Raw genomic sequence first — 24,778 nt, 5'->3', positions numbered from 1 at the left:
GGGCAGGCTTGCGGCTGATGCGGGGTCGCGTGCGGCCCTGCAGCAGACGCGGGCCTGACACCTGCCGCCGAGGGTCGCGCAGTGGCTTTACGGACTGGCACGGCGACTGTCAGACTGAACGCTGGATGCGAGGCCGCCGTCGTGGAACGTGCCTCCCCGGACGGTCCGCAGGACTGGCCGGGGAGGTTGAGGAGCCGTCTCACGGACAGATCCCCCAGACCAGGACCGTCCGTCATCGGAAAAGAACGCGGGCAAGCCGTTACCCGGAAGGGCCGAGACCCGAGGGCCAGACGCCCGGTTGAGGGCGGCTGGACGTCGGGTCTCGGTGGAGCTTGGCGACGCAGGAGCCTAGCGGAATTGATGTGGTGAACGGCCTCTATGCCTTACTTTAGTGCTAGGGTGCCGTTGCCAGTCAGGGCATCCGGAGAAGAACAATGACAGACATTGCAGTTATCGGTCTTGATCTCGCCAAATCTGTTTTTCAAATCCACGCTGTTAACCAGCAGGGATTGCCTGTCCTCAAGCGTCAACTGAGACGCGCCGAGCTCCTAAAATTTTTTCAGAAACTTCCGCCATGCCTCATTGGTATGGAAGCGTGCGGGTCAGCCCATTATTGGGCACGCGAGTTCAAAGCTTTGGGACATACGGTCAGACTGATGCCACCAAACTACGTCAAGCCTTACCTCAAACGCGGAAAAACAGATGCGCGCGATGCCGAGGCCATCTGTGAAGCCGTCACACGACCGACCATGCAGTTTGTTCCTGTCAAATCTGTAGAACAACAGTCTGTTCTGATGTTGCACAGCAGTCGAGACTTGCTGGTGAAGCAGAAGACCATGCTCATCAATGCTCTTCGAGGACATTTGAGTGAAATTGGTCTCATTGCTCCCAAAGGAGTTGTCGGCGCCAAGTCTCTCGGAGGCCTTGTCCATGAAAATCAAGACTCGTGGCCGAATGAAATACGAACCGTCGCACATGCCTTTCTAGATCAGCTTCGTATGATACAGACCCAGATTGAAAAACTGGATGACAGGATCCTGCAATGGCATCGTAATAACGAAAACAGTATGCGACTTGCGACCGTCCCAGGGATCGGTCCGATTGTCGCGAGCGCTATCGCAGCGTCTGTTCCGGACCCAAAGCTTTTTCGGTCGGGAAGACATTTCTCTGCATGGCTTGGTTTAACACCTCGTGTTCATGGCTCAGGTGGCAAAGATACGCTTGGGCGCATAACCAAGGCCGGTAACGGGTATATTCGCAGGTTACTTGTCGTAGGCGTTACTGCTCTCCTGCGCATAGATCGTAAAAAAACACCCAGTCATCTCTGGGGCCAGATGCTTCGGGAGAAAAAGCCTGGACGCGTTGTCTCTGTCGCATTGGCTAACAAGACAGCAAGGATTGCATGGGCTCTTATGAGCCGCGCCGAGACATATCGTGGCACCTCGGCAGTTCCGTGTGCCGTTTGCTAAGATCAGAGACAAAGCCAGTCATCATTTGATGATCTGGTAGATGTGCGGGAGTGTTGAGTTTTGATGACAGACCGGACTGCTTCGGGAACAGAATAAAACCGTGCTCGCTCTTGCGCCATTAAAGCGCGTGGAATTGTTTTAGGTTTTCTGTTCGCGGACTTCATCATGGCCAGCGGCCCTAGTGGCTGCACAAAAAGGCCGGACACATGAGAGCACCAGTTCCGTATGTTTCAAGACAAGATTTTCCTTGCGCCATAGAGGCCGTTCACACAAGAGCGCGCGAACCCGTCAGGGCCACCCCGATCCTTCTTTTCTTCTGCCCTTCACATCACCCACGAGTCAGTATCGAAGAAAGAAAACACATTATCCCCTCTCTCCTGCTCTGCCTTCTTCCATCTCCTCCTCAGCACCTTCTGCTCCTGACGGGCCTTGCGCCTTTTCTTCTCGTCAGCCTTCCAGCACTCTCGCAGGACAGCACGCAGTTCGGGACACTGTGCGCTTATCTGTCCATAAGCTTGACGCCTAAACAGGGCCACGCCGCCGAAGCGGTCGATACCTGTCAGCAGGGTGCTTTTGCCGATCCCCGGATAGAAGATCACGCCGAGACCATCCTGCGCATCGGGTGTTGAGGGCAGCCGAAGGACAAGGGTGGCGAAGCCATCCGAGGTCTGAACCCATCCGGGCGCTGGCCCTGCCAGTTTCCGCAACGGCATCAGGTCAAAGTCCGGGCAGTTCTCAGCTATGGCCGCCGAGAGAGGCTGAGACCTGTGCCAGAAGCTAGCGCTACAGCCCGCCCAGTCTCTCGAAGGATCCGTTGGAAACAGGATCGAGAAAACGGTGATGAGGTCTGCTTCATACACGAGCTGACCGCCCTGCCATTTGGCAAAGCCCGGATCATCGCAGGTGTCGAAATACTCCATGCCCCGGATACTGACGTCCGGATAGTCGTCGGACAGCCCGTCTCCGTGACGGAGGAAGGACGTGCCGATGCCGTTTTCGAGGGTCATCACCAGTGTGGTGTCGTTCTCCCACGCCATCTGGTCCGGTGCGCAGGTCCGGTAGGCGCGCTCTTCGGCGATCTGGCGCAGACGATCCTGCGGGCCGGTGAGTGTGAAGACTGTTGTGACGGCAGTAGCCACGGAAAACATCCTTTTCTTTTTTCAGATGCTTCCCTGCGAGGCGCAGACGGCTGGACGGGACAATGGCGCGCCCTCCAGGGCGCGGGCCGCGTACGGCCGAACCATTGTGGCGGCCAGACGGCCTGTGGCGGTTTATGCTCCTATCCCACTTGTCGTTGTGTCGTCTGAGGCGCAGATTTCTGCTGTTTTGCGTTAACATCGTCTATGCATTTCTGCATGATCTTCTTCTGCTCGATGGTCGCATTATGCGGCAAAATACATTCTGGATGTACTGAGGCGTATTGATAGACGCTGAAGCCCATCATCAAAATGGCGAACAACCCTGCAATCTGACCCCAGATCAGCCACACAAGCTTTGATCGCCGCTTGAATGCCTCCCGGGTCGCCAGAAGCGACATTGTGTATTCATGACGTGTTAGGGCTGATCTGATGACCTTGACTGCCCGTTCATCTGTCATCACACCGCAGGTCAGGATATGTTCCCAGCAATCAGCCAAGCGGCGTTCAGGCTCGTAGTCACTTTGCAGGGGTTTGGCAGGAAGAGAACGCCACAGTTCGGCAACAATAAAAACAGCCGCGCCAACCATTGCCCACGCCATCACCATACCAATCTTGTCGGCGACTGGATGCACGAACTGTTGCGATCCAAAGGGCGCAACATAGCTCACGATACCAGCAATAATCACCCATCCCAACGTCACTCCTGTAGCGGGAAGTGCTGGACGGATATGATCCCAGATCTCGATGCGGCTTTCCGAAACCCGTGAAATATATTCCTCAGTTAGTTTGGCGGCTTCTGGATAAAGCTCCATACTATCCAACCAAGGCGCTTTGGCAGAAGGCAGGTCAGTACGGCTTCCCAAGAAAGCCTCGCCAAAGCTATTTCGTAGAAATCGAAAAAAGATTTTCCCAGTCATATCAATAGTCCTGAACTTATTTTGGTGGAGTCTTAATCTATTTTATTCTAAGTTAAATTGATTAACAGAAGTACAAAAACTAGCTATTATTATAATATTTACCGATGAAAATCTTCCTTAGCATTCGCTATTTCCAAGTTGATCAGTGCCTTGATCCAAAATGCAGGTTGCATAACGAAAGCACACTCAAGTCGCAGACTGAACACATAAGGTCTCTCCGATCGCTGAATAGCCGGAGAGCCCGTATGTCAGTTTTAGCCTCTTTTGAGGGTCGCCGTTTATGGTCCGCCTGAGAGTAAGGCCGCGTGGCGGCCCGTCCCGCATCGAGCGCAGTGACACTGCGCACGCGGCCTGGAAGAGCCTTCAGGCCGAACTCAAAGGTGCGAAAGGCGAAGACAGGATCCGAACCCTCCTGAACGAACTCGGACAGCCCAGTCTCCACGACGTTCATCTACCTAAAGCCTCGGGGGAAGGCACAACCCAGATCGACCATCTCGTCCTATTGCCCCGTGCCCTCATGGTCATCGAGACCAAGCACTATGCGGGCCATCTGAGCGGGCATCCAAATGACGAATACTGGCGCCAACGTTTAGGCAAAGAAGAAGAGGGCCGGCTGATCTACAGCCCTCTTCGCCAGAATGCGGGCCATTGCGCAGCCGTCCGCGCTGTGACGTCACAGGCCTGTCTGGATGTGGAGATCCTGAATCGCGTGGTCCTGACAGGGCGCGCTAGCGTCAGCCCGGCCCTTCAGGCCTGTGTCAGAACCCCGAACGCCCTCGCCGACGAACTGCGACACAACTGCGGAGAGGCGTCAGGACTGATGATGGGCTTGTGGCAGAGGATCGTGCGCGTCGCCCATCACACGAAGAGATAGGCGATAGCGTCTTATTCCACGGCAATACCGATGGCGGCCGCTGTATACCGGGTTGTCGGCAGGATCCTGACCACCACCTCCCCGCTAACGTCGGAGAGATAGAGAAGCCCGTCTTTCGGGCAGCCCAAAGGGCGCCCATCAGGATCGAGCACCAGGCGAAGGCTGGTGATCGGGCTGACTTCATAAACATGATGCTCGTCCCAGGAGACGAACGCATGAATCCGCCCTTTTTCGACCACCGTATGCAGCGTTCCCGGGAGAATACCTCGGGTTTTCTGCTTCAAACGCTCTGACATGAACTGACCAACAGCCTCTTTCTGCTGCTCGGTCAGGCTCTCATATGTGCAGGGGGCGGGATAGATCGGTTCACCAGTCACGCGGCCAGTCCTTCCTTGCTGAGATGGATAAGGAAAGCCACAGAGGGGTCTCCCTTATCGCGACAGGTCAGTGTTTTGCCGACGCCTGCCGTTGTTCGTCAATAAAGTCGGTGACGTCTTTCAGGACGCCATCCGGAATTTCCTCACCGTCATCAAGATCGACTTCCAGACCTTCAGCCGGTGCCTCCGTGCTGCCAGCCGACAGGCCCAGGCAGATATCCGGATCTTCGGGATCGTAATCGACCCGCACAGCCCATCCATCCGACAGAAAGACGAAATCGCTGAGCAGGCCGTCTTCTTCAAGATCGTCGTCGTGCTCCTCCTCGGCCTCGGACGACAGATCAGAGGCCTTGCAGACACCTGCATACTGGCCAGGAAAGGCCGTGTTCAGCGCATCCACAACCTGCTGGGTCTGCGGACGAAAAGGCCCGGTCTTTGAGACCGGCATCGCATCACACATCAGTTCAGCTTCCAGCAGGTGGAGGTCACATGCTGACTGAAGGTCAGACGCGTATTGCCATTATGATCGCCGAGCAGCTCGCACCGCACCCAGGTGTAAGGCTGTGCCGCACCATTATCCTTCTGGAGGATCAGGATATTGCCCTCCTCGCCTGCGCTGGAATGGATGAGATAATTCTTGTTCAGAAGATCCTGAAGACTGTCAGGGATGGCTTCAAATGTGGTTCGGACAGAGGCCGCATGGCCTCCGGCCACGGGTGACGGGGTCGCAATCCCCATACTCCCAAGCGCGGGATCGAGGGCCATGGCTGGCGAAAGGGCAGCGGCCGTGAGGCCGGCTGCCAGGGCGAGAGAAGAAAGAAGGCGGGTCACGGTCTGTCCTTGCGGTTCATTGGATCTGAAAAGATCCCTTTACCCCGCAAAGGTAAAGACCGCTTCTGCGACTTCCTAAAAGAGACTCAGCCCTTTGCAGGGCGTCCGCGACGCTTCTCCGGGATTTTCCGCACAGGCACCTCAGGCTCGGTCTCTTCGGGCTCAGGTGTAGGCTGGCTCCGACCACCCTTCGCGGTCCCAAGACCGATCTGATGCGCCAGCTCGGTCCGATGCCGTGAATATCCTGGCGCCGTCATGGGATAGTTGGACGGCAGTCCCCATTTTGAGCGGTACTCATCCGGGGTGAGATTATAGACGCTCTTGAGATGGCGCTTGAGCATCTTCAGCTTCTTTCCGTCTTCGAGACAGATGATGTAGTCCTCGAACACGGACCGCTTCGGATGGACGGCCGGGACCAGCTCAACTGGTTCTGGCTCCGGCGGCTGGCCGGCCGACGCAAGGGCTGTATGAACACTGCGGATCAAATCAGAAATCTGCTCTGCGGGAAGTTCATGGGCACTCACATAGCTTTCCACAATATTGGCTGTCAGACGCCGAAAATCTGTCTCACTATTTGAGGTCATTGCAAATTCCCTTTTCAAATTTCGACTGTGCAGGATCGCACCCTATACGAAAGATAACCTGACAGGTCACTGCGGCCGCGTGGTTCGCGGCATGGGGGCCGGAGCCACGCCTCGTCCCAGATGACGGTGCTCGGAGCAATAGTGTGTATCGCCCTTTGTTCCGGTGAACCCGAAAGCTGCGCCCTTCCCGCAAACCTCGCAGTCATAAAGCCAGCCGGACTTCGTCCTGGGCCGCTGAGAGATGTAAGGCCTGTCGTCAGGACTGTGATGATCGGACATCCCTTAAAACCCCATGGCATCAAGAGCGGCCGCCGTGTGCCGGAACCGGCCCCCTGTCTCTCTTCTCTTCGATTGCCCCTGCTGGCGCAGCCAGCCCGTCACGCGATGCTCGGCTGGGATTTCCTCAATGAAGCCTGACGGCCTCGCTGAAACACCCTGACGATAGCCGACACTGCTGATCGTGGCCTGCTGCATGGCACGGGTCAGCGACACATAGGCCAGACGGCGCTCTTCCTCATAATTGCGCTCGCCCATCCCCGGAAAGACTGTCTCCTCCCAGGCTGGCAGGAAGACGTGGGGAAACTCCAGACCTTTGGCCCGATGCATGGTCATGAGCTGCACCCGGTCGCGTCCGCGCTCATTCGGTGAGGCCGTGGCAAGGGCTGCGTGCTCCAGAAGATCCTGAAGCCGGGTAAAGCCCTCGGCCAGCCCGACCAGCTCGGACAGGTTCTGCAAGGCCGTCTCCCCCTCTTCGGATGCGGCCTCCCGCCACATCGTATAATAGCCCGTCTCTTTCAGAAGCGTATCGAGGCGATCGCAAAGCCGCATGTCCGGGATCTGCCCGATCCGGGAGACCGTCTCACGGAAGGCAAGCAGGCTGTCACGCACCTTGGCCGGAAGCGTTGCCGTGGTGACGGCCGCACACAGGCTGAGGCCGCGATCCTGAGCCTCCTGCTCGATCTGGCCAAGCGCCTTGGCGCCAAGGCCGCGCCTGGGCACATTGGCCACGCGCCGGAACGCCTCATCGGACTGGCGACTGTCAGAGCAGGCCGCCAGCATCAGGAAAGCGAGCGCGTCCTTCACCACGGCGCGATGATAGAAGCCGACATCGCCGATGATCTCGTAGGGGATGCGCGCCTTGAGCAGCGCTTCTTCCAGAGAACGGGACAGACGGTTGATCCGGTAGATCATCGCCATGTCATGCCAGGCGACACCTTCTGCCGCACGACGTCCCATCTCGGCTGCAATCGCGTCGGCCTCATCTGACGCATAATCGTAGGAGAGCACCTCAATCTTCTGACCGTCGCCCTTCTGGGTAAACAGCGTCTTCGGGATCCGGCCCGGGTCTCGCGCGATGATGGCGTTGGCAGCCTGGAGGATATGATGCGTCGAGCGGAAGTTCTCTTCGAGCTTGAAAAGTCTGGCCCCGTCAAACTCCCGAACGAAGTTCCGGATAAAGCCAATTTTGGCCCCACGCCAAGAATATATTGATTGCGAATCATCGCCCACGGCAAAGAGTTCCCGTGAGTATTCAGACATATAGGTGAGCCACAGCATCTGCGCACGGTTCACGTCCTGAAACTCATCGGCCATCACGGACGTGAAGCGCTGCGACCACCTGTCACGATAGGATCGGTCATTCATCAGCGCAAGCGTTGGCCACATCAGCAGGTCCGAGAAATCGGCGGCATTCTGCTCGCGCAGGGTGGCCTGATAGATCTGGTAAAGCCGGACCGCAAACTCCCAGCCTTCAACATCGACCATCTGACGCGCTGCACGGCGGCGCTCGATCAGCCCGCGCACCCAGGCCGGTGCGGCCTCAGGTGTCACGAGGTTCTCCTTCAGATGCCCGATCCGCTCGCCCATCTTTTTGACCTGCCGGACGTCACACTTCTTGCCTGTGTCCGGTTCGGGCACAGTCTCCGGGTCCATGGCCTTCATGAGACGACGGATCAGCGCCGTGGCATCATCTGCGTCGCGGATGTCAAAGCCCGGGTGCAACTGCGCCACCTCAGGCTCCGCCCGGAGCTGCCGCGCGCCGAGGCCGTGAAAGGTGCCAAGCCAGAATGGAGCCTGTCCCTCGCCTAAGACGCTCGTGATGCGCTCGCGCATTTCCTGAGCAGCCTTGTTGGTAAAGGTCACACACAGGATCTGTGACGGGCGCATCCCATACATCTGAATCCGGCAGGCCACACCAGCCGTAAGCGTCTTTGTTTTTCCCGTTCCCGCCCCAGCCAGCACCAGCACGCGGCCAAGCGCCATGGCGGCCTCACGCTGCACAGGGGTCAGCGGATCCAGTACGGGTGCGAGGGTTTGGGGATAGACGCTCATGCGGGCACCTGCTCAACCGGATAGACTTCAGACGCCACCGGATCCTCGACGGCCACGACATTGCTGCTGTCAGTAAAGAGGGTCAGCGGATGATAGAGATTGAAGCCCTCATGAGGGCCGTCCCAACGCCCGGCAATGACGAGGGCCAGGGCGCGGTTCAGGCCGCTGCCCAGCCACACAAGCTGATGCGGGACCGGCATCTCCGGCGCTTCAGGATCCGTACAGCCGAGGCGGCGCGCATGATCCATCCAGATCGCAGAGGCCTTTTCGTGGCCCAGCATGTTGAAGGTCAGGCCGCTCTTGAGAACCATCTGGTCGATATGCTGGCGGGCCGTTGATCGGGTGTCGTTATACATCATGACGTCCTCAAAAGCCTTGGGGCAGGCTGACAAAGTGAGCGTTGGGAGTTCAGGTCCGTTCAGACGGACGATCGTGGACTTGCGGGTGAAGACGATCAGCTCGCCGTCGCGGTCCCAGGCGTCATTCAGGCGATCACCGCCGATCACGACACCCTGCACCAGACCCTCGGGCGTCTGCGCCTCGCAGAAGACCTCAGGGGCAGAGGATCCCACCCCGGCACGCTTCCAGACCTTCATGGCCTCCGTGTCCTGCCGCCACAGGATCAGCGTGACGGCCTGCCAGCTCAGACGGGATTTACTCTGTTTCATGCGGCCACGTCCTGACGGGCGCGGCGCTGCAGGACCGCGTTCCAGTCCTTGTCCCTGGCACTCGGCGAGTAGCGCAGGGGTTTCAGCCCGGCCTCACGGATCATGGGTGCATAGATATCTTCGTAACGGTCGCCCTGTGCATCGCAATCCACGGCAATCATGACACGGCCGCCTGCCTCAATGGTGCCGAGAAGAGCACGAAACTCCTCTAGGGCCTCGGGACTCATGCCGCCACCTGTTGAGACATACAGGCTGGGTTCGAAATTGAACGGGTCCATGGCTGCATAGGACAACACGTCGATGGCAGACTCACCGATGACCAGACGAACGGGCGTTTCCCCTTTTTCGCCAGTCCTCATCCGAAAGAGCATCTTGCCACCGCCGCCCGAGGAAAAGCCGCGATATTCCGGCCCGCGCATCTCCATGCCGGTCAGCTCGCCTGCGTTGTTGCTATGGGCGAACCAGGCCGTGCCCTTCATGCCCTCACGCAGAAGACCCTGCTGGATCGCAAGATGAATGATGCTCTCCGGCAACGCACGGTCGCGGGTCAGATAGGTCCAGGCGGCCGACCCCGGATGGGGAGCCTGACGGTTCTTCCACATATATTTCGGATCACGCGCGGGCTTGCGCTCCTTCGGTTCCGCCACGTACTCGGCCCCGCTCGGCGTCAGGCCCAGCATTCCACGGAGTTCAACGCGTGCGTTGCCAAGGGACATTCCCGGATTGAGAAACCGGACCAGGTCGATGACCGAGCCTTTGACGATCGAAGAGGAATTGTGCGGATCCCACCAGCCCTTGCCACCATGGGTCACGATGATGCTCTCGCCCTTCTGGCGACGAAAGCGCATGTGTCGGGCGGAACTTTCGGACCGGGCGAACCTGTAACCGGCATTTTCCAGAACAACGATGCAACTGATCTCGTCACGAAACTTCTGGAGTTCGTCGTTCATCTGCTGAGGCGAGTTCTGGTAAGCCATGACGGAAAATCCTCCGGAACGTCCGTTACTTTCGATCTTTGGAAAGTATAGTAAATTACCGTCACAATATCCACTGAATACAACGGAATAACGTGCAATATATTTACTTGATTTATTGAAATAGTTCTTGCGTCCAGAGCGACAAAAACCAGTTTTTCTTGTTCGTCCTGCGGGGGTCTCGGGGGCAGCGCAGCCCCCGGTGTTGCCGCTGAAAGGAGATGTGTGGAGACGTTTTTCTCGTCCCGTCCTGCCAGGAACACGACAGTTGCGGGCCGAGGGTGTCAGGACCGGAAGACTGCGGATCGGCAAAAGCGGGTTGCGGGCGGCGCGGGACAACGTCCTGCGATGAACGCGGCCCTCTTTTGACGAAAGACGCGGTCTGGAGCCCGAAGGGTTGTCTTGAGACCCTCGGACCGTGACTGTCACACTGATCGCATGACGGCGAGGTCGGAACACAGCTCCGTGCCACCCCGCAAGGGGTGGTTGAAGCGGCAACGTCTGATGATACGGCATGAACGGATCCTTCAAGAAGTGTCACCAGCCTGCCCGTGCCATCTGCGACTGATGCCCCCCGGCCTCAGCTTTTTTTCGAAGGCCCTGTGTCGGCCATCCCGTCTTCGTCCTTCTTCGTCTGCCCTTTCTGTCGCTCCAGCTCCGCCAGTGTGCGTCTCACGGCCTGTGAGAACCGCGTTTTTCCGTCCCAGAAACGGCGTGAATACGCGCGGCGGTCCACCGTCGCCGTCCTCATGCCACACCTTCCGGACGATCGAGGCTGTCCAGGAGCTTCTCCTGCGAGCGGCGGCGCAGCGTCGCGGCCTTGCGGCGGAAACCGGCCGTCAGGCGCGATGGCAGCATGAGGGACTGATCCGTGTCTTCCAGGAACACGGCCTCTGCCATGAGGCGCACACTCAGGGCGCGCGCCTGACTGCGAGGGACTGTGAGGGGAGCGGGCGTCGAATAGAACATAAAGCCTCCTGAAACCCGCCTCCTTCAGGAAGCGGGTATAAAAAGACCGGCTCCAGGGCCGGTTTGCGTGCGTGTTTCGAAGAAAAAGGACGTCAGCGTCCCGGATCGCTAAGGATCATCACATCCCCGTCCTGGGCGCTCACGACGATCTCGGTCTCAGGGGGCGCCTGATCTGTGCGGGGACGGGGTTCGTAAGCGCCGCGTACGAACACGAGCTGGCCCTTGCGGGCGCGTCGCTCCAGAAGATCTGTCAGAAAGTCGTTGTGGCAGACGATCCTGTGCCACACGGTCTGCGGGACGCGACGACCGGTGTGCGTGTCGGTCCGGTGGCTGTCCGTCGCCAGACGGAAGAGGGCCACGCGGTGTCCGTCCTGCCCTGTGCGGATCTCGGGATCCGCACCAAGGTTGCCAATGACGATGGCAAGGCTGAGGGTCTGAACCATTGGTCTGTCCTTTTCTCTGGCCCGTGTCAGAAAAGCTCGGCCTGCACGGGCGCGGCAGGGAGAGGCTGGTGTTCGGATGGCAGGGCGATCCGGAAGCGCTGTGCCAGACGGGCCAGATCGGCCCGGTCGCGTGCCTCCTGCTCGGCGGCAAGGGCGCGTGTGTAAGCGTCGATCAGCCCGCTGCCGATGATGCGCTCGCGGATGTCGCGTTCGACGTCCGACCAGGTCCAGGCCGGATCGCCATAACAGCGGTACAGGGCGATGCCACGCAGGAAGCCCAGACGCGCCTGTGTCGTGGAGAACTGCGCCCCCCAGAAGCCATGGATGTCGAAATGGGCGATATGCCCGAACATCTGGCTCAGGCGGTTGTAAAGCGTGCGGTTCCACGCGCTCTGCGGAAACCCGCGTGCGATGAAGGCCAGCAGCGCATTGCCGATTTTCGCTTTCTCGGCTGTGTCGCTGAACTGCGTTGCGGTGAGGCCCTGAGGCTGGATCGGAGGCCGTCGCAGCGACGGACACGCGATGGACGCTGGCTCCGGGCCGTTCATGACTGCACCTCGCGCTCAAGCATCGCCTCGACCTCGGCGAGGTAGGCTTTGAACGGCGTCTCCTCAGGGATCGTCCTGATCCACTGCTCGGTCCCGAGGGAGCCTTTCCAGCGGGCGTCGCAGAAGCCCTCGGGATGATCGCTCCCACGCTCGGGTGTCACAGACACGAGAAAGGAGTCTTCCGGGTAGTCGTCGTGCAGGCGTGCACCGTATGCGGCTACTGCCACCCGGATTTCCGCAAGGTCAGCCGCTTCGATCCGTGTCTGTCTGTAGCGGTCAGGGGACGAACAGGAGATGAGGCTCCCGTGAGAGGCCGCAGGGATGGCAGCCAGAGTGTATGTCGGCATGGTGATCTCCACACAGGACAGGGCCGCCCGTGAGGGCGGCTGATCTCGGATCGGTCAGAGAAAGGCGGGAAGCACCACCACCAGAACGATGAAGGCTGCGAACAGCGCGACGCCCGCTACGAACCCTGCGAGTTCGAGCCATTCCGTGCGGTTGCGGGGGCGAAGATCGGAAATGTCGGCCATGTCATTCTCCTGTTTTCTTTCATGACCTCTTCCGGCGACCGCAGCGGAGACTGGCTGGCAAAGGCGCTGCAACGCAGCGGGATCGGACGACCCGCAGCGCAGCGAGGAGACGGCCGACCCACCCTTTGCCAGACAGGCTCCGGTGTGGTGCCTGCCCTCTCCTTCTTCCCCTTCCCCCTTTTTCTTTTCCCGTCTCCTACTGCGCGAGATTGGCGACCTGCCGCGCCAGGCGGGCACAGAGCGCGCGCGTTACGGAATCGTCCTCGTCCACAACCGCACCGGTCAGGACGGGAAGAAGGCGGCGCGCTTCAGGTGCCGAGAGATCCAGATGCCAGCACGCGCCGATCTGCGTGGCCACCGCATCCGGCTGATCGACCGGGCGGACGGACACCGAGACTTCATTTCCGTCCACGTCTCCGGGTTCGAGAACGGTCTTCTGACCGTCTGGCAGGCGAACCGGGCGCAGCCCGCTCTCGTTCGGCTCGTCGGCCGTCGCGTCCAGCACAAGCTGACCGGCTGCCTCGGCCGTCTCGGCCTCGACGTGAAAGTTGACGCGATCGGAGAGAAGCTGGCACTCGCTGAGCGTCACAATAAAAACGGGCATGTCAGGGCTCCGGAACTGAAAAAGGCCGCTCCGGAACGGGCGGCCTTGAAGGGCGAACGGAAAAAGAGAGGCTCAGTCGCTCACAAATTCGGAGCTGCCGAACACGTCCTGCCAGGGGCTGTTGCTGGTCAGGTGGCAGTCGGACTGCCAGTCGTAATATCCGGACTTGAACCGCGAAGTGATGGCCTGGAGGGTTTCGGTCGCCGTCTCGTCCAGATCCTCCTCGGTCCGCACGGTCACACTGCCGTAGTGGCTTTTGCGGACGGAAAACTTCACCTTCGGGAAAGCCTTCTTCAGCATCCGGCGGATGTTTTTGGCCGCCAGCGTGCCGCTGCTGTCGTCGCCCTGTTCCAGATGGGCATAGTCCGGATTGACGCGCAGTGCTGCGACCTCGGCGGCATGTTCGGCTTTCGCGCGCGCTTCGGCTGCCACCTTCTCAGCCTCAACCTCTTCGGCATGGGTGCGGAGGAAGGCGATCTCCTCAGCGCTTGCCAGTTTCTTGTCGGCTTCGATCCGCCACTGGACACCGCGCAGAATGGCCTCGGGCAGACGACGGGAGATCGAGCCACAGGCAAAGACGATATCGTAGGAGGCGCTCCCACCCGACACGATGGCCCCGCCACGCGACAGGGACCGGACGGTGGTCGGGCTTTCCTTGCCGTAAACAGCCATGACGATTCCGGCTCCCCGGCTGTAGAGGTGAGTATAAACGCGGGTGCCGACCTGAATGGGAGCAAGAGTGGGGACGAACATCGTCTGATCCTTTTCCTTTGGATTTTCGTGATGTCTTCTCCAGCGTCAGCGCGGGAGGGCCGGGTCAAAAGCGGCGCGTGCGCCGGCACCGGAAGCGGCGCAGCCGGTGAGGAGCCACCTTTTGACCCGGACGGAGCGCGATGGCAGCTCCCCTCCTTTCCTTTCCTTTCCTTTCCTTTTCTTTTCCCTCTCCCTGCTTCAGGCCACGACCACGATTTCGAGATGGTCACGCATGAACTGCATGGCCTCGTTGTGCTCCGACTGCTCGGGCTCGGGCGCTTCGAGAGAGAAGGTCTCTTCTGAGTCCGGCTCCGTCACTGGCACGACAGGGCCGTTCGACAGGTCGGCCTCATCATCGGCTGCTCCATCGAAATCATCTTCAGGCATCTCGTCCAGGTCCTCATCGTCCACCACGCTTTCCAGCTCCCGGATCTTCGCCTGTTTTTTCTTCTGCTTTTGCGTCCAGACGTCCTGCGCCTGCGCAAACGATGCGACCTGGGGCAGCCAATGGCCCTCCCCGACATGGTTCATGAGGGCCGCACGCATCTCCTTGCCGGTGTTCTGCGGCGCAAGCCCTTCTGCCTGCACGGCCTTGGTAATGCCGGGCTTGCTGTAGCATTTGAGGAACGACTCAAAGGCCATGCTCGGCATCTTCTGGTCGGCACCGAACAGAACGCCCACGAGCTGCGCGGGCAGACCGCTGCCGCTGTGCATCGACACATCGCAGTTCAGGATGCTTTGCAGGACGGCGACAGCATGGCGGCGGATCAGCTTTTCGTCGCGGACAAGGCTGCCTTCGGGGAACAGGTCAGCCATCGCGAGCGTGCGCGCGGTTGGCTCTGACCAGTTGTTTCCGCTGGCATCGCCATGAACACGGACGTTCTCGGCCTCCAGCGCGAGCAGAAGGGCGGCGATCAGCTCCCATGGATCGGCTGTCTCGGCCACCTCACCGAGGGCCTCGCGCAAGGCAACGGTGCGGATCTCGCCGATCATCTTGTGGCCGGTCCCGGAGACGTCCGGTCGCTCTTTCGGGGCCTCTGGCGTGGCAGGGCTGCCCGAGTAGTCAACCTTCGCGGCGCTGTAAGGACGGCAGCGTTCTTCAACGATCTTCAGGGTTCGAGGATTGAGGCCGTAACCGATGACCTCCCCCTCCTGTGTCGCCATCCAGGTGCCCATGGTGATGAAGCCCTCGGGGGCGCGGGCATATCCGTATTCGTCAGAAGTCAGGACGATGGAGTTTTCGGGCCGCTCATTGTCCAGCCAGTCCTGCTGTGCTGCGGCGTAAGCCGTGGCATCGAGCGTATAGCGGCTGTCTGTGTTGGCTTCGGCAAACAGATCCTCCATCCAGACAATGTTGTGCTTGCGGGCCAGCTCGTCGCCGAACCGGGCATCGCGGGCGTACCATTCCTTCTGTTCGAGGTTCCGGGCCAGCGCGCCCCAGGCCACGGTGTCCTCTGGATCTTCGACCTTCACGCGGTACTCGGCCGGATCCTCGTCGTCTCCGACGCTTTCGGAAAACATTTCCGCCCACGCGTCACGCTGCTCGTCCAGTGAGGCCTGCGCGATGATTTTGCGCTGCCGCTCGTCAGGGCCTCGGCCGAGGGCGATGGCATCCAGAATAGGCGGGTGCAGCTTCGCCAGCAGACTGAGACGCTTGAGATAGCTCGGCGTGACCATGAGCGCTGCACAGACCTGCGGGTCTGTATAGCCAAGCTGCTCGCGCAGGCGGGTGACGCTGTTCCACTGTTCCGGCTCCGTCATGTCCAGACGCACGAAGTTCTCGCTGACGGCGGCCAGGGCATCGAGGTCTTCGCTCTGATCGCCGACATACACGTCAATCTCGGTCAGACCGGCATAGATGGCGCCTTCCGTCCGACGGTGGCCTGCCACGATCATCAGGCGTCCGTCTTCCAGTTCCCGGACGGCCGGGGGATGGAGGATGCCGATCGCCCTGATGTTCAAGGCCAGCTTGCGCAGTTCCTCCAGACTTCCGATGGAAGAGCGCGGATTGTTCGGATTGGGCACAAGGGTTTTCGGATCGACGCGGCGAAGCTCGGCCATGGGACGCTCTTTCTATAATTTTTCAGATGTCCCTCCCGCGTCACGGGCCAGCCAGCCGCGCAAGGCCGCGCGAAGCGCGCCCGGCCTGAGCCTTGCGCGGCTGGCTGGTTCGTGACAGCCCCGCCTTTCCTCTTATTGCTTCACCCTTTCAGAACACACTTCTTTCAGAAATTGCATCAAATCCGTGAATGCTGTATTTTATGTAAATAAAGGAGAACGCTATGCGCACATTCTCGACAAGCGATTTGTCCCGGAAATCCGGAGACATCATCGCCAGTGCCCTGCAAGAGCCAATTTCAATTAATCAGCGCGGCAAACCACGGTTGGTCATGCTGAGTGTCGAACAATACGAGGCATTGGTAGGAAGCGCACCGGAGCGTACTGCCGGTGCCACTACGGAAATGCCTCAGGATTTGGCTCACGACGTAGCAAATGCGATTGACGGGTACCTGCTGGAAACCCGCACAGAACCATGAGCCAGACTTTCCGGCCCGGCATGGTGCTGCGGTATCCTTATCTCTGGCACTGGCAGAGCGGGAGTGGCGAAACAGAAGGACGCAAAAATCGTCCAACGGCCGTGGCCGCAGTCTTTGTGGGACGTGATGATCGTCAATACGTTCTGCTCCTTCCCCTGACGACGAAACAACCCTCTGGGCCACGCATTGCAGTCGAAGTCCCGGCAACCGAGAAAAAGCGGGCAGGCCTTGATCAGGAATTGCGCCAATGGATCCTGTTGGACGAATACAACCTGGATCCGACCGCTACCTCGTATTACTTGCAGCACACGTCATCCCTCGGTCAGTTCAGTGATGCGTTCATGCGTCCCGTACTGACACAATTCCGGGAGCTTTTGCCTACGGCAAAGCGAGTTTCCCGCTATCCATAAACAGCGGCTCAATTCCTCCTGTCAGTGCACAGATTCGTCAAATGCGGAAGAAATCTACTAATTGCGCCTCACATCAGGCCTCTTTATACATAATTTACTGGAAATGAATTTCGCGCGTTTATTATATTGGAACACATAGAATGAAAATTTCTATTTTTTATACCACACTATTTTTAATTCTTGGTGCTTGCGCGGCGAGCAGTACTGATGATCCCAGAACGCATCGTCACAGTGATTACATTAGCCAATATGAGCAGTCTGGAATGATGGGAATGGGTCCTGGTGGTCCGGGACATCATAATTGAAAAGTATTTTTTATCCCATGCTTCAGCTGATTTAGGAGAAGTCCCCTTTTCCTCTAGAAACTAACTTTGCTGTCGTTGCAATTTTTATAACCAGACACATTCCGACGCGGCGCCTTTCAATTTTACTCTCTTTTCCCGCCTGCTTTTCGAACCCCTCACTGTGTCCATTCCGGACACAGTAAGGGCAGCATCAGGCGGCCTCTACGGCCACGGCCTGATCTTCCAGCGCTGCCTTTGCCTCGGCTGCTTCAGCCTCTTCCGCGTCCTTACGGCGTTGCGTATCGGCTGCCAGATCCGCCTCAAGGGCCGCCATGGCCTCGCGCTTCTCCTGCAACAAAGCCGCCTCCGGGAACGCCAGACCCACACGGGCGCGATAGCCGGGGAGCTTGCGCTCGGCTTCCTCCACCTGACGGCGTGCGTCCGCCAGTTCCGCCTCGAACCGCAGCAATGCGTTCTCGATGCGGCTGACCAGCCCGACCGGGCTTGTCTCGCGATCGAAGTCCATGCCGAGGATCCGCCCGTCCAGCACAAGGCCGAGGGTTGCGTCCCACGTCTCCTCGCCGTCAAAGCGGGTGCGCCAGGTCTCGCACAGGATCTCGAAGCCGCCGATCGTGCCGAGCGTCCACTTGCCTTTCTCCCCGGACTTCGCCGCAAGGCGGGCCTGCGAGAGAAGCCACTGACCGGCCTTCTCACGCTCGGTCATCTCCCGGTCCTTGCGCACCACCCGGAACGCTTCACCGCGTGTCGGCTCACGCCGTGCGATGTCGTTCTGAAGACGCGGGATCACAGCCTGCGCTGTGTCACGGTCACGCTCGGCGCGGTCGATGGCGCGACGGACATTATACTGATCGTCGTGATGGGCGGCCTGCAAGCGCTCCAGACGCGCGAGCTCGGCCTCCAGTCCCGCCTTCTGCATCAGGCGTTCATCTCCTGACGCAAGGGCCTTGGCCATGGCGAACTGGTTGGCTTCCGCCCCCACGTCTTCCAGACGGCGGATCGTCCGGTCTCCGGACATGGCAAGGCAGATGAACTTCTGCTTGCGCTCCAGCATCTGCCAGTTCGTCGCGTCCACCGACCCTTTCAGGGCGTAGGCGTAGAGCTGGATCACCGGGTTCTGGTTGCCCTGTCGCTCGATCCGGCCCTCGCGCTGGATGATGTCCGAGACCAGCCAGGGCACATCGAGATGATGCAGGGCGATCAGGCGCTGCTGCGCATTCACGCCCGTTCCCATGGTCGCGGACGATCCGATCAGGATGCGCTTGCGCCCGGAGTTCATGTCGCGGAAGAGCGCCTGCTTGGCCGTGCTCTTCTTGTAGTGCTGCATGAAGGCGATCTCGTCGCGCGGGACGCCCATCCGGATCAGCTCGTCGCGGATCCAGCGATAAGCCGAGAAACCGCGTGTTTCCAGCGCGGATTCCGTGCCCAGATCCGAGAACACCATCTGCGTCGCACCGGGCAGCTCGTACTCCCGTCCTGTCTCCGGGTCGGTGTAGCGATTGGCCGACGTGTTCTGCCAGATCTGGAAGACCTTGCGGATCATGACGTTCAGCTTGTTGCTGTTGTCATTCGCCGCCCAGTTCCGCACGAAACGCAGGTCGATGGCAGCGTGCCGGGCATCGGTGATGACGGACAGCAGGATGTCGTCACCCTTCTGGGGCTTGCCCGTGCGCTCTTCAATCGTCTTGATCCGCTCGGCAAGCGTCTTCTGATACTCGCGGAAGGCGTCCCCGCTATCGGCCACGACGATCTCACGCCTGCCGCCCGCAATCTCGGGCAGTTTGACGTAGCGTCGCAGGTCGTCCTGCTGCACCACGTCGGCAAAGTCGCGATACATCGCCATCAGGTCGGCGACGTTCACGAACTCGGAGAACCGCGTGACCGGCTTGTAAAGCCCGCTCGGCTGAAGCTCCAGTTCCGTGCGGGTTTCACCAAAGCTGGCGGCCCAGGCGTCGAACTCGTGCAGACCACGCTCGACAAGGGCTGGCAGGTCCATGAACCGCTGGATCGAGAACATCTCGCCCAAGGTGTTGGTAATCGGCGAGCCTGACGCCATCACCAGCACGCGCTCGGGATTACGCTTGGCGAGGTAGCGCGTTTTCACGAACAGATCCCAGGCACGCTGGCTGCCGTTCGGGTCGATCCCCTTCAGATCGGACTGGTTCGTGCCGAAAGACAGTTTGCGGAACTGCTGCGCCTCATCCACGAGGATCTGGTCCACCCCGATCTCGCCGAGATGAACCATGTCATCCTTGCGGCTGGACAGGGCCTTCAGCTTGGCTTCCATTCCCTCCTTCAGGCGCTCGATGCGCTTGCGCGACAGACGGTCGTCCCGGTTCACATTCTCCAGAAGGCTTTCGTAGGACGCGATCTGGTCCTCGACCATTTCCTGCTCAAAGGCGCTCTCGACCGGCACGAACTTGAAGGCGTCATGCGTGATGACAATGGCGTCCCAGTTCCCCGTGGCCGCCCGGGCCAGGAACCGCTGGCGCTTGTCCTTCACGAAGTTGGTCTCGTCCGCCACGAGGATCTGGGCGTTCGGGTAGAGCATCATGAACTCACGCGCCATCTGCGCAAGGCAGTGTCCCGGCACCACGATCATGCCCTTGGAGATCAGTCCGAGGCGCTTTTGCTCCATCACGGCCGCGCACATCGAGAACGTCTTCCCGGACCCCACCGCATGGGCCATGTAGGTGCTGCCCTTGGCGATGATCCGCCAGATCACCCGCTTCTGATGGTCGCGCAGGCTGATGGCCGTGCTCGCTCCCGGCAGTTTCAGGTGGGAGCCGTCGAACGTGCGCGGGACAAGGTTGTTGAACGCATCGTTATACAGCCGCACCAGACGCTTGGCGCGGTCAGTGTCCTGCCACACCCACGTCTCGAACGCGGTCTTGATCGCGGCCAGCTTTTCCTTGGCGGCCTCGGTCTCCTTCGTATTCAGTTCACGGTGTTCGCCATTCACATCGCGCCAGGTGTCCCAGATYTTCGGGCTGGCCTGATTGAGCGCATCGTCCAGCAGATCCCCGGCATGGCGGCGCTGTGTTCCCCAGACCGAGGTGGCCTCCGCCTTGCCGGAAAACCCGCTCTTGTCCACGCTCCAGGTCGCCACCTCCATCGTGTGGTGAATGGTCGTGCGGACCCCCATGACCTCTGCCACGAAAGCCTCGACATCCGGCACAGGGATCCACGGGGCTCCGAGACGGGCCGTAATGTCAGACGGGCGCAGGTCTTCGGGCTGGGCCTCTTCCAGGGCCGCGACATTGCGCAGGTAGCGTCGGTCGCGCTCGGCAGCCTCCCGGGCCTGCGCCAGCTTGGTGCGGACCGCCCCTGACAGGGCCTCGTCGGCCGTCACCCAGACCTCACGGCCACCTGTGCTGCGGATCGGATCGAGATAGACCGAGGATCCGAGTTCGGCGAGCACCTCCTCACCCGGGCGGCCAAGAAGCTCCGCCATGCGCTCGACGTCCACACCACCCGTCTCGTGCAGGGAGACCGCCAGCGCATCATGAGCGCCGTGAACCTCGGGCTCGGACGGCGCCTGGATCACGCGCTCGCTGAAGATCGGACCCGGACGGCCGGTCTGGCTCTTCTCGTCATACTCCTCAATCGAGCTGACCAGCCACACATCGGGATCGTCATAGAACGGCTGAAGGTTCGGACGGCGCTGTGTGGATTTCTCCTCTCCTGTCTCCTCATCCACCCGCGTCGTGGTGTTGGTGAGGTTGATCGCTCCAAACTGACGGCTGAACGCCTGATACGCGCGTTTGAGATCTGCCTGATGGGCGCTGTAGGGCAGGTTTTCCACCTGTGCCCGAAGCACGAGCCGGGCCGCATCCCTGACAGGAATCAGGCCCTTGATGATCGCGGCGTGCTTCTGGAAGATCCCTTCCTTCTGCTCGCCTTTCTTCACCTTCACCAGCACGGTTTCGCCGTCGATGATCTGGTGCAGCACGCCCTTGTGCAGGAGGTAGCTGCCCTCTTTGAGCAGGGCACCGTCTGCGGCCGTTCCGACCTCGGCGGCGCGATTGTCCTGCACTGTCGCAACATCGAGCGTCTGCGGAGTCAGGAAGCGGGCCAGCGAAGAGAGACGGCCAAGGGCGAGCGGCAGGGCCTCGTCCAGCATCTGAAGCGGATTGGCCTTGCAGGTGTATTCGGGTCCGAACTGACCGCTCGTCCAGTCATGCCGACCGAGAACCTGCTGGCCGTTTTCCGCGAAATAGCGGTTGATCCGCAGCGGGCCTTCGCCCTGATCGGTGTCATCCAGCGCAGCCACGTCCAGCCAGGTGGCATCGCCTGCATCCTCACCGGGCGCGCGGCGGCGGAACACCAGAACGTCCACCCCGACATCGGTTCCGGCATCGTCGCGCATGGCACCCGCTGGAAGACGCACGCCGCCCACGAAATCGGCTGTCTCGAACATCGTGCGCCGTGCGCCGGCATCGGACTTGTCCATCGTCCACCGCGACGTGACGAACATCGCCAGCGCTCCGGGACGCAGACGGGAGATGGATCGGGCGATGAAGTAGTCATGCAGGGACAGGCCAAGGCGGCCCAGCTCGTCCGTGCCTCGAACCGTGCGGTTGCTGAAGGGCGGGTTGCCGATGACCAGATCGTAGCGTTCCGCCAGCTTGGCCGTCGTGAAATCCTCGGACCGGACCCACTGGTTCGGAAACAGCTTGCGCGTGATCCGGGCCGTCAGCGGATCGTTCTCGATTGCGGTCCACGCGGTTTTCGGGGCCAGCTTCGGGGGCACGCTCGCCATGAACAGGCCGGTTCCGCAGCCCGGTTCCAGCGCGCGTCCGCCCCGGAAGCCCATCTGTGCGGCTAGATCCCACATCGCATGGACGATCAGCTCGGGCGTGTAATGAGCGTACTGTGTCGCCCGTGCCAGACCCGCCCGCTCCTGCTGGCTGGTCAGTTCCTCAAGCTGGCTGCCGATCTCTTCCCAGCCTGCCCGGAAGGTTTCGCCAGCACGCGGGAACAGGCTGTTGGCCAGATCCCCTGCCCCGAACCCGGTGAAGCGGGCGAGGACAGCCTGCTCGTCGGGGCTGGCGTTGCGGTCTTCTGCTTCAAGCGTGGCCAGAAGGCGGATCGCCGCAAGATTGTCCCGCGCACGCTCTTTCCAGCCCTGTGCCAGACCGCGCGTTCCGGTCAGGGCGAAGTCCACCTTCGGCAGGACAGCGGGGATCGGGGCCGGGGCTTTTGCTACCTGTTGGGCCGCAGCGGCGGCTTCCTCAAGGGCGCGGTCTCCCGGAAGCTCGCCCCAGTACAGATTGGACTGGCTGCCGCCGAGTGCTGAGGTGTCGAAGAAGCTCAGTTGAGACGTGGACATGGAAAAACTCCGGACAAGCGGCAGCGCCCGGTGCTGCGCGGAGGCAGACCGGGGGGCCGGAAAACAGGATCAGTTCGGGGAGAGAGGCGTCAGGCCTCCCGGATCAGTTCGGGGTCAGAGGGGACCGAAGCGCAGGCGGATCTGCTCGCGCTCGTTCTCGGACAGGCGGGACAGCGCCTCGTGGTGGTAGGTCGAACCCTCGCCTGCCTTCCGCGCCACGCGCCACCAGGCCTGCGGATCGCTGCAATGCAGACCCACCAGACGCGTCTCGTCATTGTCGGGTCCGCAGCCTTCGAGGATCGTCCAGCCCTCTTCGTGGGCCTGTTTGAGGTCGAAGGCGTGGGCCTGTGCGGGGCGTTCGAGGGTGTCTGACATTGTCTTTATTTCCTTTCCTGACCCTCTCCGGCGAGCGCAGGACAGTGCGACCTGCCAGAGCGACGCGCAGCGTCGGGACCGCCCGGCCCGCAGCGTAGCGAGGACACGGACGGACCCACCTCTTGCAGGGCGGGCTGGCCTGTGCTGCCCCCCTCCCCTCTTCTTCCTTTTTTAACCTTCTGTTTTTTCTTCTTTTTTTCAGGTCGGACCTGCGCCCTGTCCGAACGCTCCGGCCGGAAACTCCCAGGCTGGTGTGAGGACGGTCGGGATCGGCCGCGACGACAGGCACACGCGGGCCAGATCGGGCGCCGCCAGTGCAGCCGCATACGGCCTCCCCTGCTCCGCGAGCTGCTCCAGAGAGACGGTGCGCTTGATCGTGCAGCCGAACTGCTGCTCGTACTGCACGAGGCGTTCAAAGCGGGCAGGATCGAGCCAGCGGATCGTTGCAAACTGCCGCGCATCGCCAAAAATACAGGTGGCACAGGACAGCCTGGAGAAGCCGATGCGGTATGGCAGCGCCGGCATCACGTTCCAGCGCTTCAGACTGTCCCAGACCTGCGCCTCGCTCCACTGGTAAACCGGCCGCCAGTGATCGACATGCCGGCGACGGCGGGTGCCATGTCGCGTGTCCGTGCGGTGCGGCTCAAAGGCCGCATAGCGGGCTCGGTTGGGGCTTTCTTCGGCCCGCTCGCCCGTTACGAACAGCGTGCGCCGGTTCAGAAAGCGCTCCTGCCCGCGCAAGGAGCGATCGGCCACGTCAATCTTGGTGACGCTGGAGCACCATCGGGTCGTCAGGCTGGCGGAGACCTGAGAAAACCGCAGACGTGTGCCGTTTGGCCCCTGCCCTCCTGTACGGATCAGCCCGTCAGGGCTTTCGAAAAGGACAGGCGCCGTCGGGGCAGCGTTGCGGAGCATCTCCCGCTCGAAGCCGCCCTCTCGCCAGGAGCGACAGAGCGGCAGCCCGAAATCCTACGCCAGCGCGCTCACATAGGGCGAGGTGGAGGGCCAGTCCATGAAGGATGGCCCCTGCCCGTCCACCTCGTGGTGCCACAGTTCCAGGCGGCCCTTCGGAGCCCCGGCTTCAAGGAGGTCAAGGAGGCAGGCGGTGCCGTCTTTCCCGCCCGACACGGCCACGATGATGCTGTCATAGGAGGTCAGATCCGGCGTCATGGCACAAACCTGCTGACAGGAGCACCTGTCCGGACAGAGCGGCACATCAGGGCGGTGGGGACAGGAGCGGCCCGGAGCATGAGTGGCTTTACATGCCGGTTGTCCCAGCTCAGGCCTTCGCAGCGTGAGAGGAGTCCAAGCTGGGTGGCCGCCTCATCCCGGCACGCACACACCCGCTCATTGCCGCCCGCACTGCGACGGCAGGGCTCATGGGCTGGCGCGTTGCAGCCCGTGCAGGCGATTGTCAGCGCCGGATCGCCACCTTCCCAGTGCTCGTTGCACTTGCGGCAGGATACGGGCTCCTGCGTATCGGTCCAGCGCATGGGCGGCCGACCGCGTGGTGTTGGGACATAAGGAAGGTAATGACGGCGCATGATGCTCGATCCATTTCTGGTTTTTGAACATCGTCGCGTCCGGCTGGGGGCTGTTCAGACTGCAACAGTGCCGCGCAGCGGCAGGATCAACCCGGCCCGCAGTCACGCGCAGGCGGCATAGCCGGCGAGCATGGCGAGGACACGCGTTGACCCACCTGTTGCTGACTGGGCGGCTCCCAGCCAGCTCTTTTCTTTTGTCTTTTTTCTTCTTGTAATTTTCATTTTCTTCTACCAGTTGCTGCCGATTGCTACCGGTAGCAATCATTT

At 60.7% G+C, this 24,778-nt stretch carries 28 protein-coding genes and 1 pseudogene; 5 read left to right on the top strand and 24 right to left on the bottom strand.

Annotated features, from left to right (window positions below; genetic code table 11):
- A pseudogene (locus KP705_RS13940) lies at positions 1-203 on the bottom strand (hypothetical protein); the annotation flags it as partial.
- Between the two features lie 231 nt (positions 204-434).
- On the opposite strand from KP705_RS13940, the gene KP705_RS13935 reads away from it, so the two are divergent.
- Entirely contained in the window at positions 435-1,469 is a 1,035-nt protein-coding gene (locus KP705_RS13935) for an IS110 family transposase (protein ID WP_015074928.1), read from the top strand.
- 323 nt (positions 1,470-1,792) lie between these two features.
- On the opposite strand, the gene KP705_RS13930 is transcribed toward KP705_RS13935, so the two are convergent.
- Both KP705_RS13930 and KP705_RS13925 read right to left on the bottom strand, forming a co-directional pair.
- The gene (locus tag KP705_RS13930) at positions 1,793-2,617 is read right to left on the bottom strand and encodes a hypothetical protein (RefSeq protein WP_215764669.1); all 825 of its coding nucleotides are present in this window, start codon (positions 2,615-2,617) and stop codon (positions 1,793-1,795) included.
- Positions 2,618-2,748: 131 nt separating this feature from the next.
- Complete coding sequence (locus tag KP705_RS13925; RefSeq protein WP_015074921.1) at positions 2,749-3,525, bottom strand: hypothetical protein; 777 nt, start codon at positions 3,523-3,525, stop codon at positions 2,749-2,751.
- A gap of 280 nt (positions 3,526-3,805) precedes the next feature.
- Between KP705_RS13925 and KP705_RS13920 the strand changes: the two genes are divergently transcribed.
- On the top strand, positions 3,806-4,399 hold the full coding sequence (locus KP705_RS13920) for a nuclease-related domain-containing protein (protein ID WP_015074920.1): 594 nt from the start codon (positions 3,806-3,808) through the stop codon (positions 4,397-4,399).
- 11 nt (positions 4,400-4,410) lie between these two features.
- On the opposite strand, the gene KP705_RS13915 is transcribed toward KP705_RS13920, so the two are convergent.
- The 16 genes from KP705_RS13915 to KP705_RS13840 form a co-directional block, all read right to left on the bottom strand.
- Complete coding sequence (locus tag KP705_RS13915) at positions 4,411-4,776, bottom strand: hypothetical protein (RefSeq protein WP_015074919.1); 366 nt, start codon at positions 4,774-4,776, stop codon at positions 4,411-4,413.
- A 67-nt stretch (positions 4,777-4,843) separates the two neighbouring features.
- Positions 4,844-5,236, bottom strand: a complete 393-nt coding sequence (locus KP705_RS13910) for a hypothetical protein (RefSeq protein ID WP_015074918.1) — start codon at positions 5,234-5,236, stop codon at positions 4,844-4,846.
- On the bottom strand, positions 5,236-5,607 hold the full coding sequence (locus tag KP705_RS13905) for a hypothetical protein (protein WP_015074917.1): 372 nt from the start codon (positions 5,605-5,607) through the stop codon (positions 5,236-5,238). The genes KP705_RS13910 and KP705_RS13905 overlap by 1 nt, the downstream gene beginning before the upstream one ends.
- Positions 5,608-5,693: 86 nt before the next feature.
- Positions 5,694-6,191: a MucR family transcriptional regulator gene (locus KP705_RS13900; RefSeq protein WP_015074916.1), complete on the bottom strand. Its 498-nt coding sequence runs from the start codon at positions 6,189-6,191 to the stop codon at positions 5,694-5,696.
- 282 nt (positions 6,192-6,473) lie between these two features.
- Positions 6,474-8,522 (bottom strand): ATP-dependent helicase, encoded by a 2,049-nt coding sequence (locus tag KP705_RS13895; RefSeq protein ID WP_211510624.1) that lies wholly within the window; start codon positions 8,520-8,522, stop codon positions 6,474-6,476.
- Positions 8,519-9,190: a hypothetical protein gene (locus KP705_RS13890; protein WP_153430514.1), complete on the bottom strand. Its 672-nt coding sequence runs from the start codon at positions 9,188-9,190 to the stop codon at positions 8,519-8,521. Before KP705_RS13890 ends, KP705_RS13895 begins: the two co-directional genes overlap by 4 nt.
- The gene (locus tag KP705_RS13885; protein WP_215764668.1) at positions 9,187-10,167 is read right to left on the bottom strand and encodes a DUF3991 and TOPRIM domain-containing protein; all 981 of its coding nucleotides are present in this window, start codon (positions 10,165-10,167) and stop codon (positions 9,187-9,189) included. The genes KP705_RS13890 and KP705_RS13885 overlap by 4 nt, the downstream gene beginning before the upstream one ends.
- 577 nt (positions 10,168-10,744) lie before the next feature.
- Complete coding sequence (locus KP705_RS13880) at positions 10,745-10,915, bottom strand: hypothetical protein (RefSeq protein WP_211501620.1); 171 nt, start codon at positions 10,913-10,915, stop codon at positions 10,745-10,747.
- Positions 10,912-11,133, bottom strand: a complete 222-nt coding sequence (locus tag KP705_RS13875) for a hypothetical protein (protein WP_062028029.1) — start codon at positions 11,131-11,133, stop codon at positions 10,912-10,914. The genes KP705_RS13880 and KP705_RS13875 overlap by 4 nt, the downstream gene beginning before the upstream one ends.
- Positions 11,134-11,225: 92 nt before the next feature.
- Positions 11,226-11,576 carry a single-stranded DNA-binding protein gene (gene ssb / locus KP705_RS13870; RefSeq protein WP_211501619.1) on the bottom strand — a complete coding sequence of 117 codons (351 nt, stop codon included), beginning with the start codon at positions 11,574-11,576 and terminating at the stop codon, positions 11,226-11,228.
- A gap of 26 nt (positions 11,577-11,602) precedes the next feature.
- The gene (locus KP705_RS13865) at positions 11,603-12,124 is read right to left on the bottom strand and encodes a hypothetical protein (protein ID WP_211501618.1); all 522 of its coding nucleotides are present in this window, start codon (positions 12,122-12,124) and stop codon (positions 11,603-11,605) included.
- Positions 12,121-12,471 carry a hypothetical protein gene (locus tag KP705_RS13860; RefSeq protein WP_211501617.1) on the bottom strand — a complete coding sequence of 117 codons (351 nt, stop codon included), beginning with the start codon at positions 12,469-12,471 and terminating at the stop codon, positions 12,121-12,123. Before KP705_RS13860 ends, KP705_RS13865 begins: the two co-directional genes overlap by 4 nt.
- Before the next feature lie 54 nt (positions 12,472-12,525).
- Positions 12,526-12,654 carry a hypothetical protein gene (locus KP705_RS20650; protein WP_256445653.1) on the bottom strand — a complete coding sequence of 43 codons (129 nt, stop codon included), beginning with the start codon at positions 12,652-12,654 and terminating at the stop codon, positions 12,526-12,528.
- A gap of 196 nt (positions 12,655-12,850) precedes the next feature.
- A complete protein-coding gene (locus tag KP705_RS13850) occupies positions 12,851-13,258 on the bottom strand; it encodes a hypothetical protein (protein WP_211501616.1) in 408 nt (135 codons plus the stop codon).
- Between the two features lie 72 nt (positions 13,259-13,330).
- Positions 13,331-14,011, bottom strand: coding sequence for an LPD29 domain-containing protein (locus KP705_RS13845; protein WP_061507382.1), 681 nt, complete (start codon positions 14,009-14,011; stop codon positions 13,331-13,333).
- Positions 14,012-14,209: 198 nt separating this feature from the next.
- Entirely contained in the window at positions 14,210-16,072 is a 1,863-nt protein-coding gene (locus KP705_RS13840) for a ParB/RepB/Spo0J family partition protein (protein WP_215764667.1), read from the bottom strand.
- 221 nt (positions 16,073-16,293) lie between these two features.
- On the opposite strand from KP705_RS13840, the gene KP705_RS13835 reads away from it, so the two are divergent.
- Both KP705_RS13835 and KP705_RS13830 read left to right on the top strand, forming a co-directional pair.
- The gene (locus tag KP705_RS13835) at positions 16,294-16,548 is read left to right on the top strand and encodes a type II toxin-antitoxin system prevent-host-death family antitoxin (protein WP_215764666.1); all 255 of its coding nucleotides are present in this window, start codon (positions 16,294-16,296) and stop codon (positions 16,546-16,548) included.
- Positions 16,545-16,958, top strand: coding sequence for a hypothetical protein (locus tag KP705_RS13830; RefSeq protein WP_029495912.1), 414 nt, complete (start codon positions 16,545-16,547; stop codon positions 16,956-16,958). Before KP705_RS13835 ends, KP705_RS13830 begins: the two co-directional genes overlap by 4 nt.
- A gap of 495 nt (positions 16,959-17,453) precedes the next feature.
- Here KP705_RS13830 and KP705_RS13825 read toward each other — a convergent pair whose 3' ends face one another.
- From KP705_RS13825 to KP705_RS13810, 5 genes are all read right to left on the bottom strand, one after another.
- Entirely contained in the window at positions 17,454-22,592 is a 5,139-nt protein-coding gene (locus tag KP705_RS13825) for a DEAD/DEAH box helicase family protein (RefSeq protein WP_215764665.1), read from the bottom strand.
- Positions 22,593-22,706: 114 nt separating this feature from the next.
- Complete coding sequence (locus KP705_RS13820; RefSeq protein ID WP_211562381.1) at positions 22,707-22,967, bottom strand: hypothetical protein; 261 nt, start codon at positions 22,965-22,967, stop codon at positions 22,707-22,709.
- Positions 22,968-23,165: 198 nt separating this feature from the next.
- The gene (locus KP705_RS13815; protein ID WP_015074894.1) at positions 23,166-23,882 is read right to left on the bottom strand and encodes a phosphoadenosine phosphosulfate reductase family protein; all 717 of its coding nucleotides are present in this window, start codon (positions 23,880-23,882) and stop codon (positions 23,166-23,168) included.
- 54 nt (positions 23,883-23,936) lie between these two features.
- The gene (locus KP705_RS20160; RefSeq protein ID WP_015074893.1) at positions 23,937-24,137 is read right to left on the bottom strand and encodes a hypothetical protein; all 201 of its coding nucleotides are present in this window, start codon (positions 24,135-24,137) and stop codon (positions 23,937-23,939) included.
- Positions 24,134-24,511 carry a hypothetical protein gene (locus KP705_RS13810; RefSeq protein ID WP_041240861.1) on the bottom strand — a complete coding sequence of 126 codons (378 nt, stop codon included), beginning with the start codon at positions 24,509-24,511 and terminating at the stop codon, positions 24,134-24,136. Before KP705_RS13810 ends, KP705_RS20160 begins: the two co-directional genes overlap by 4 nt.
- On the opposite strand from KP705_RS13810, the gene KP705_RS20645 reads away from it, so the two are divergent.
- Positions 24,510-24,632, top strand: coding sequence for a hypothetical protein (locus KP705_RS20645; protein WP_256445652.1), 123 nt, complete (start codon positions 24,510-24,512; stop codon positions 24,630-24,632). The genes KP705_RS13810 and KP705_RS20645 overlap by 2 nt on opposite strands.
- Positions 24,633-24,778 lie beyond the last annotated feature (146 nt).

Origin of the sequence: Gluconobacter sp. P1D12_c, from assembly GCF_018812105.1 — a bacterium.
In the GTDB taxonomy this organism is placed as follows: domain Bacteria; phylum Pseudomonadota; class Alphaproteobacteria; order Acetobacterales; family Acetobacteraceae; genus Gluconobacter; species Gluconobacter oxydans_A.
Note: the sequence above shows the minus strand (reverse complement) of the source record. Positions and strands in the feature narration are given on the sequence as shown.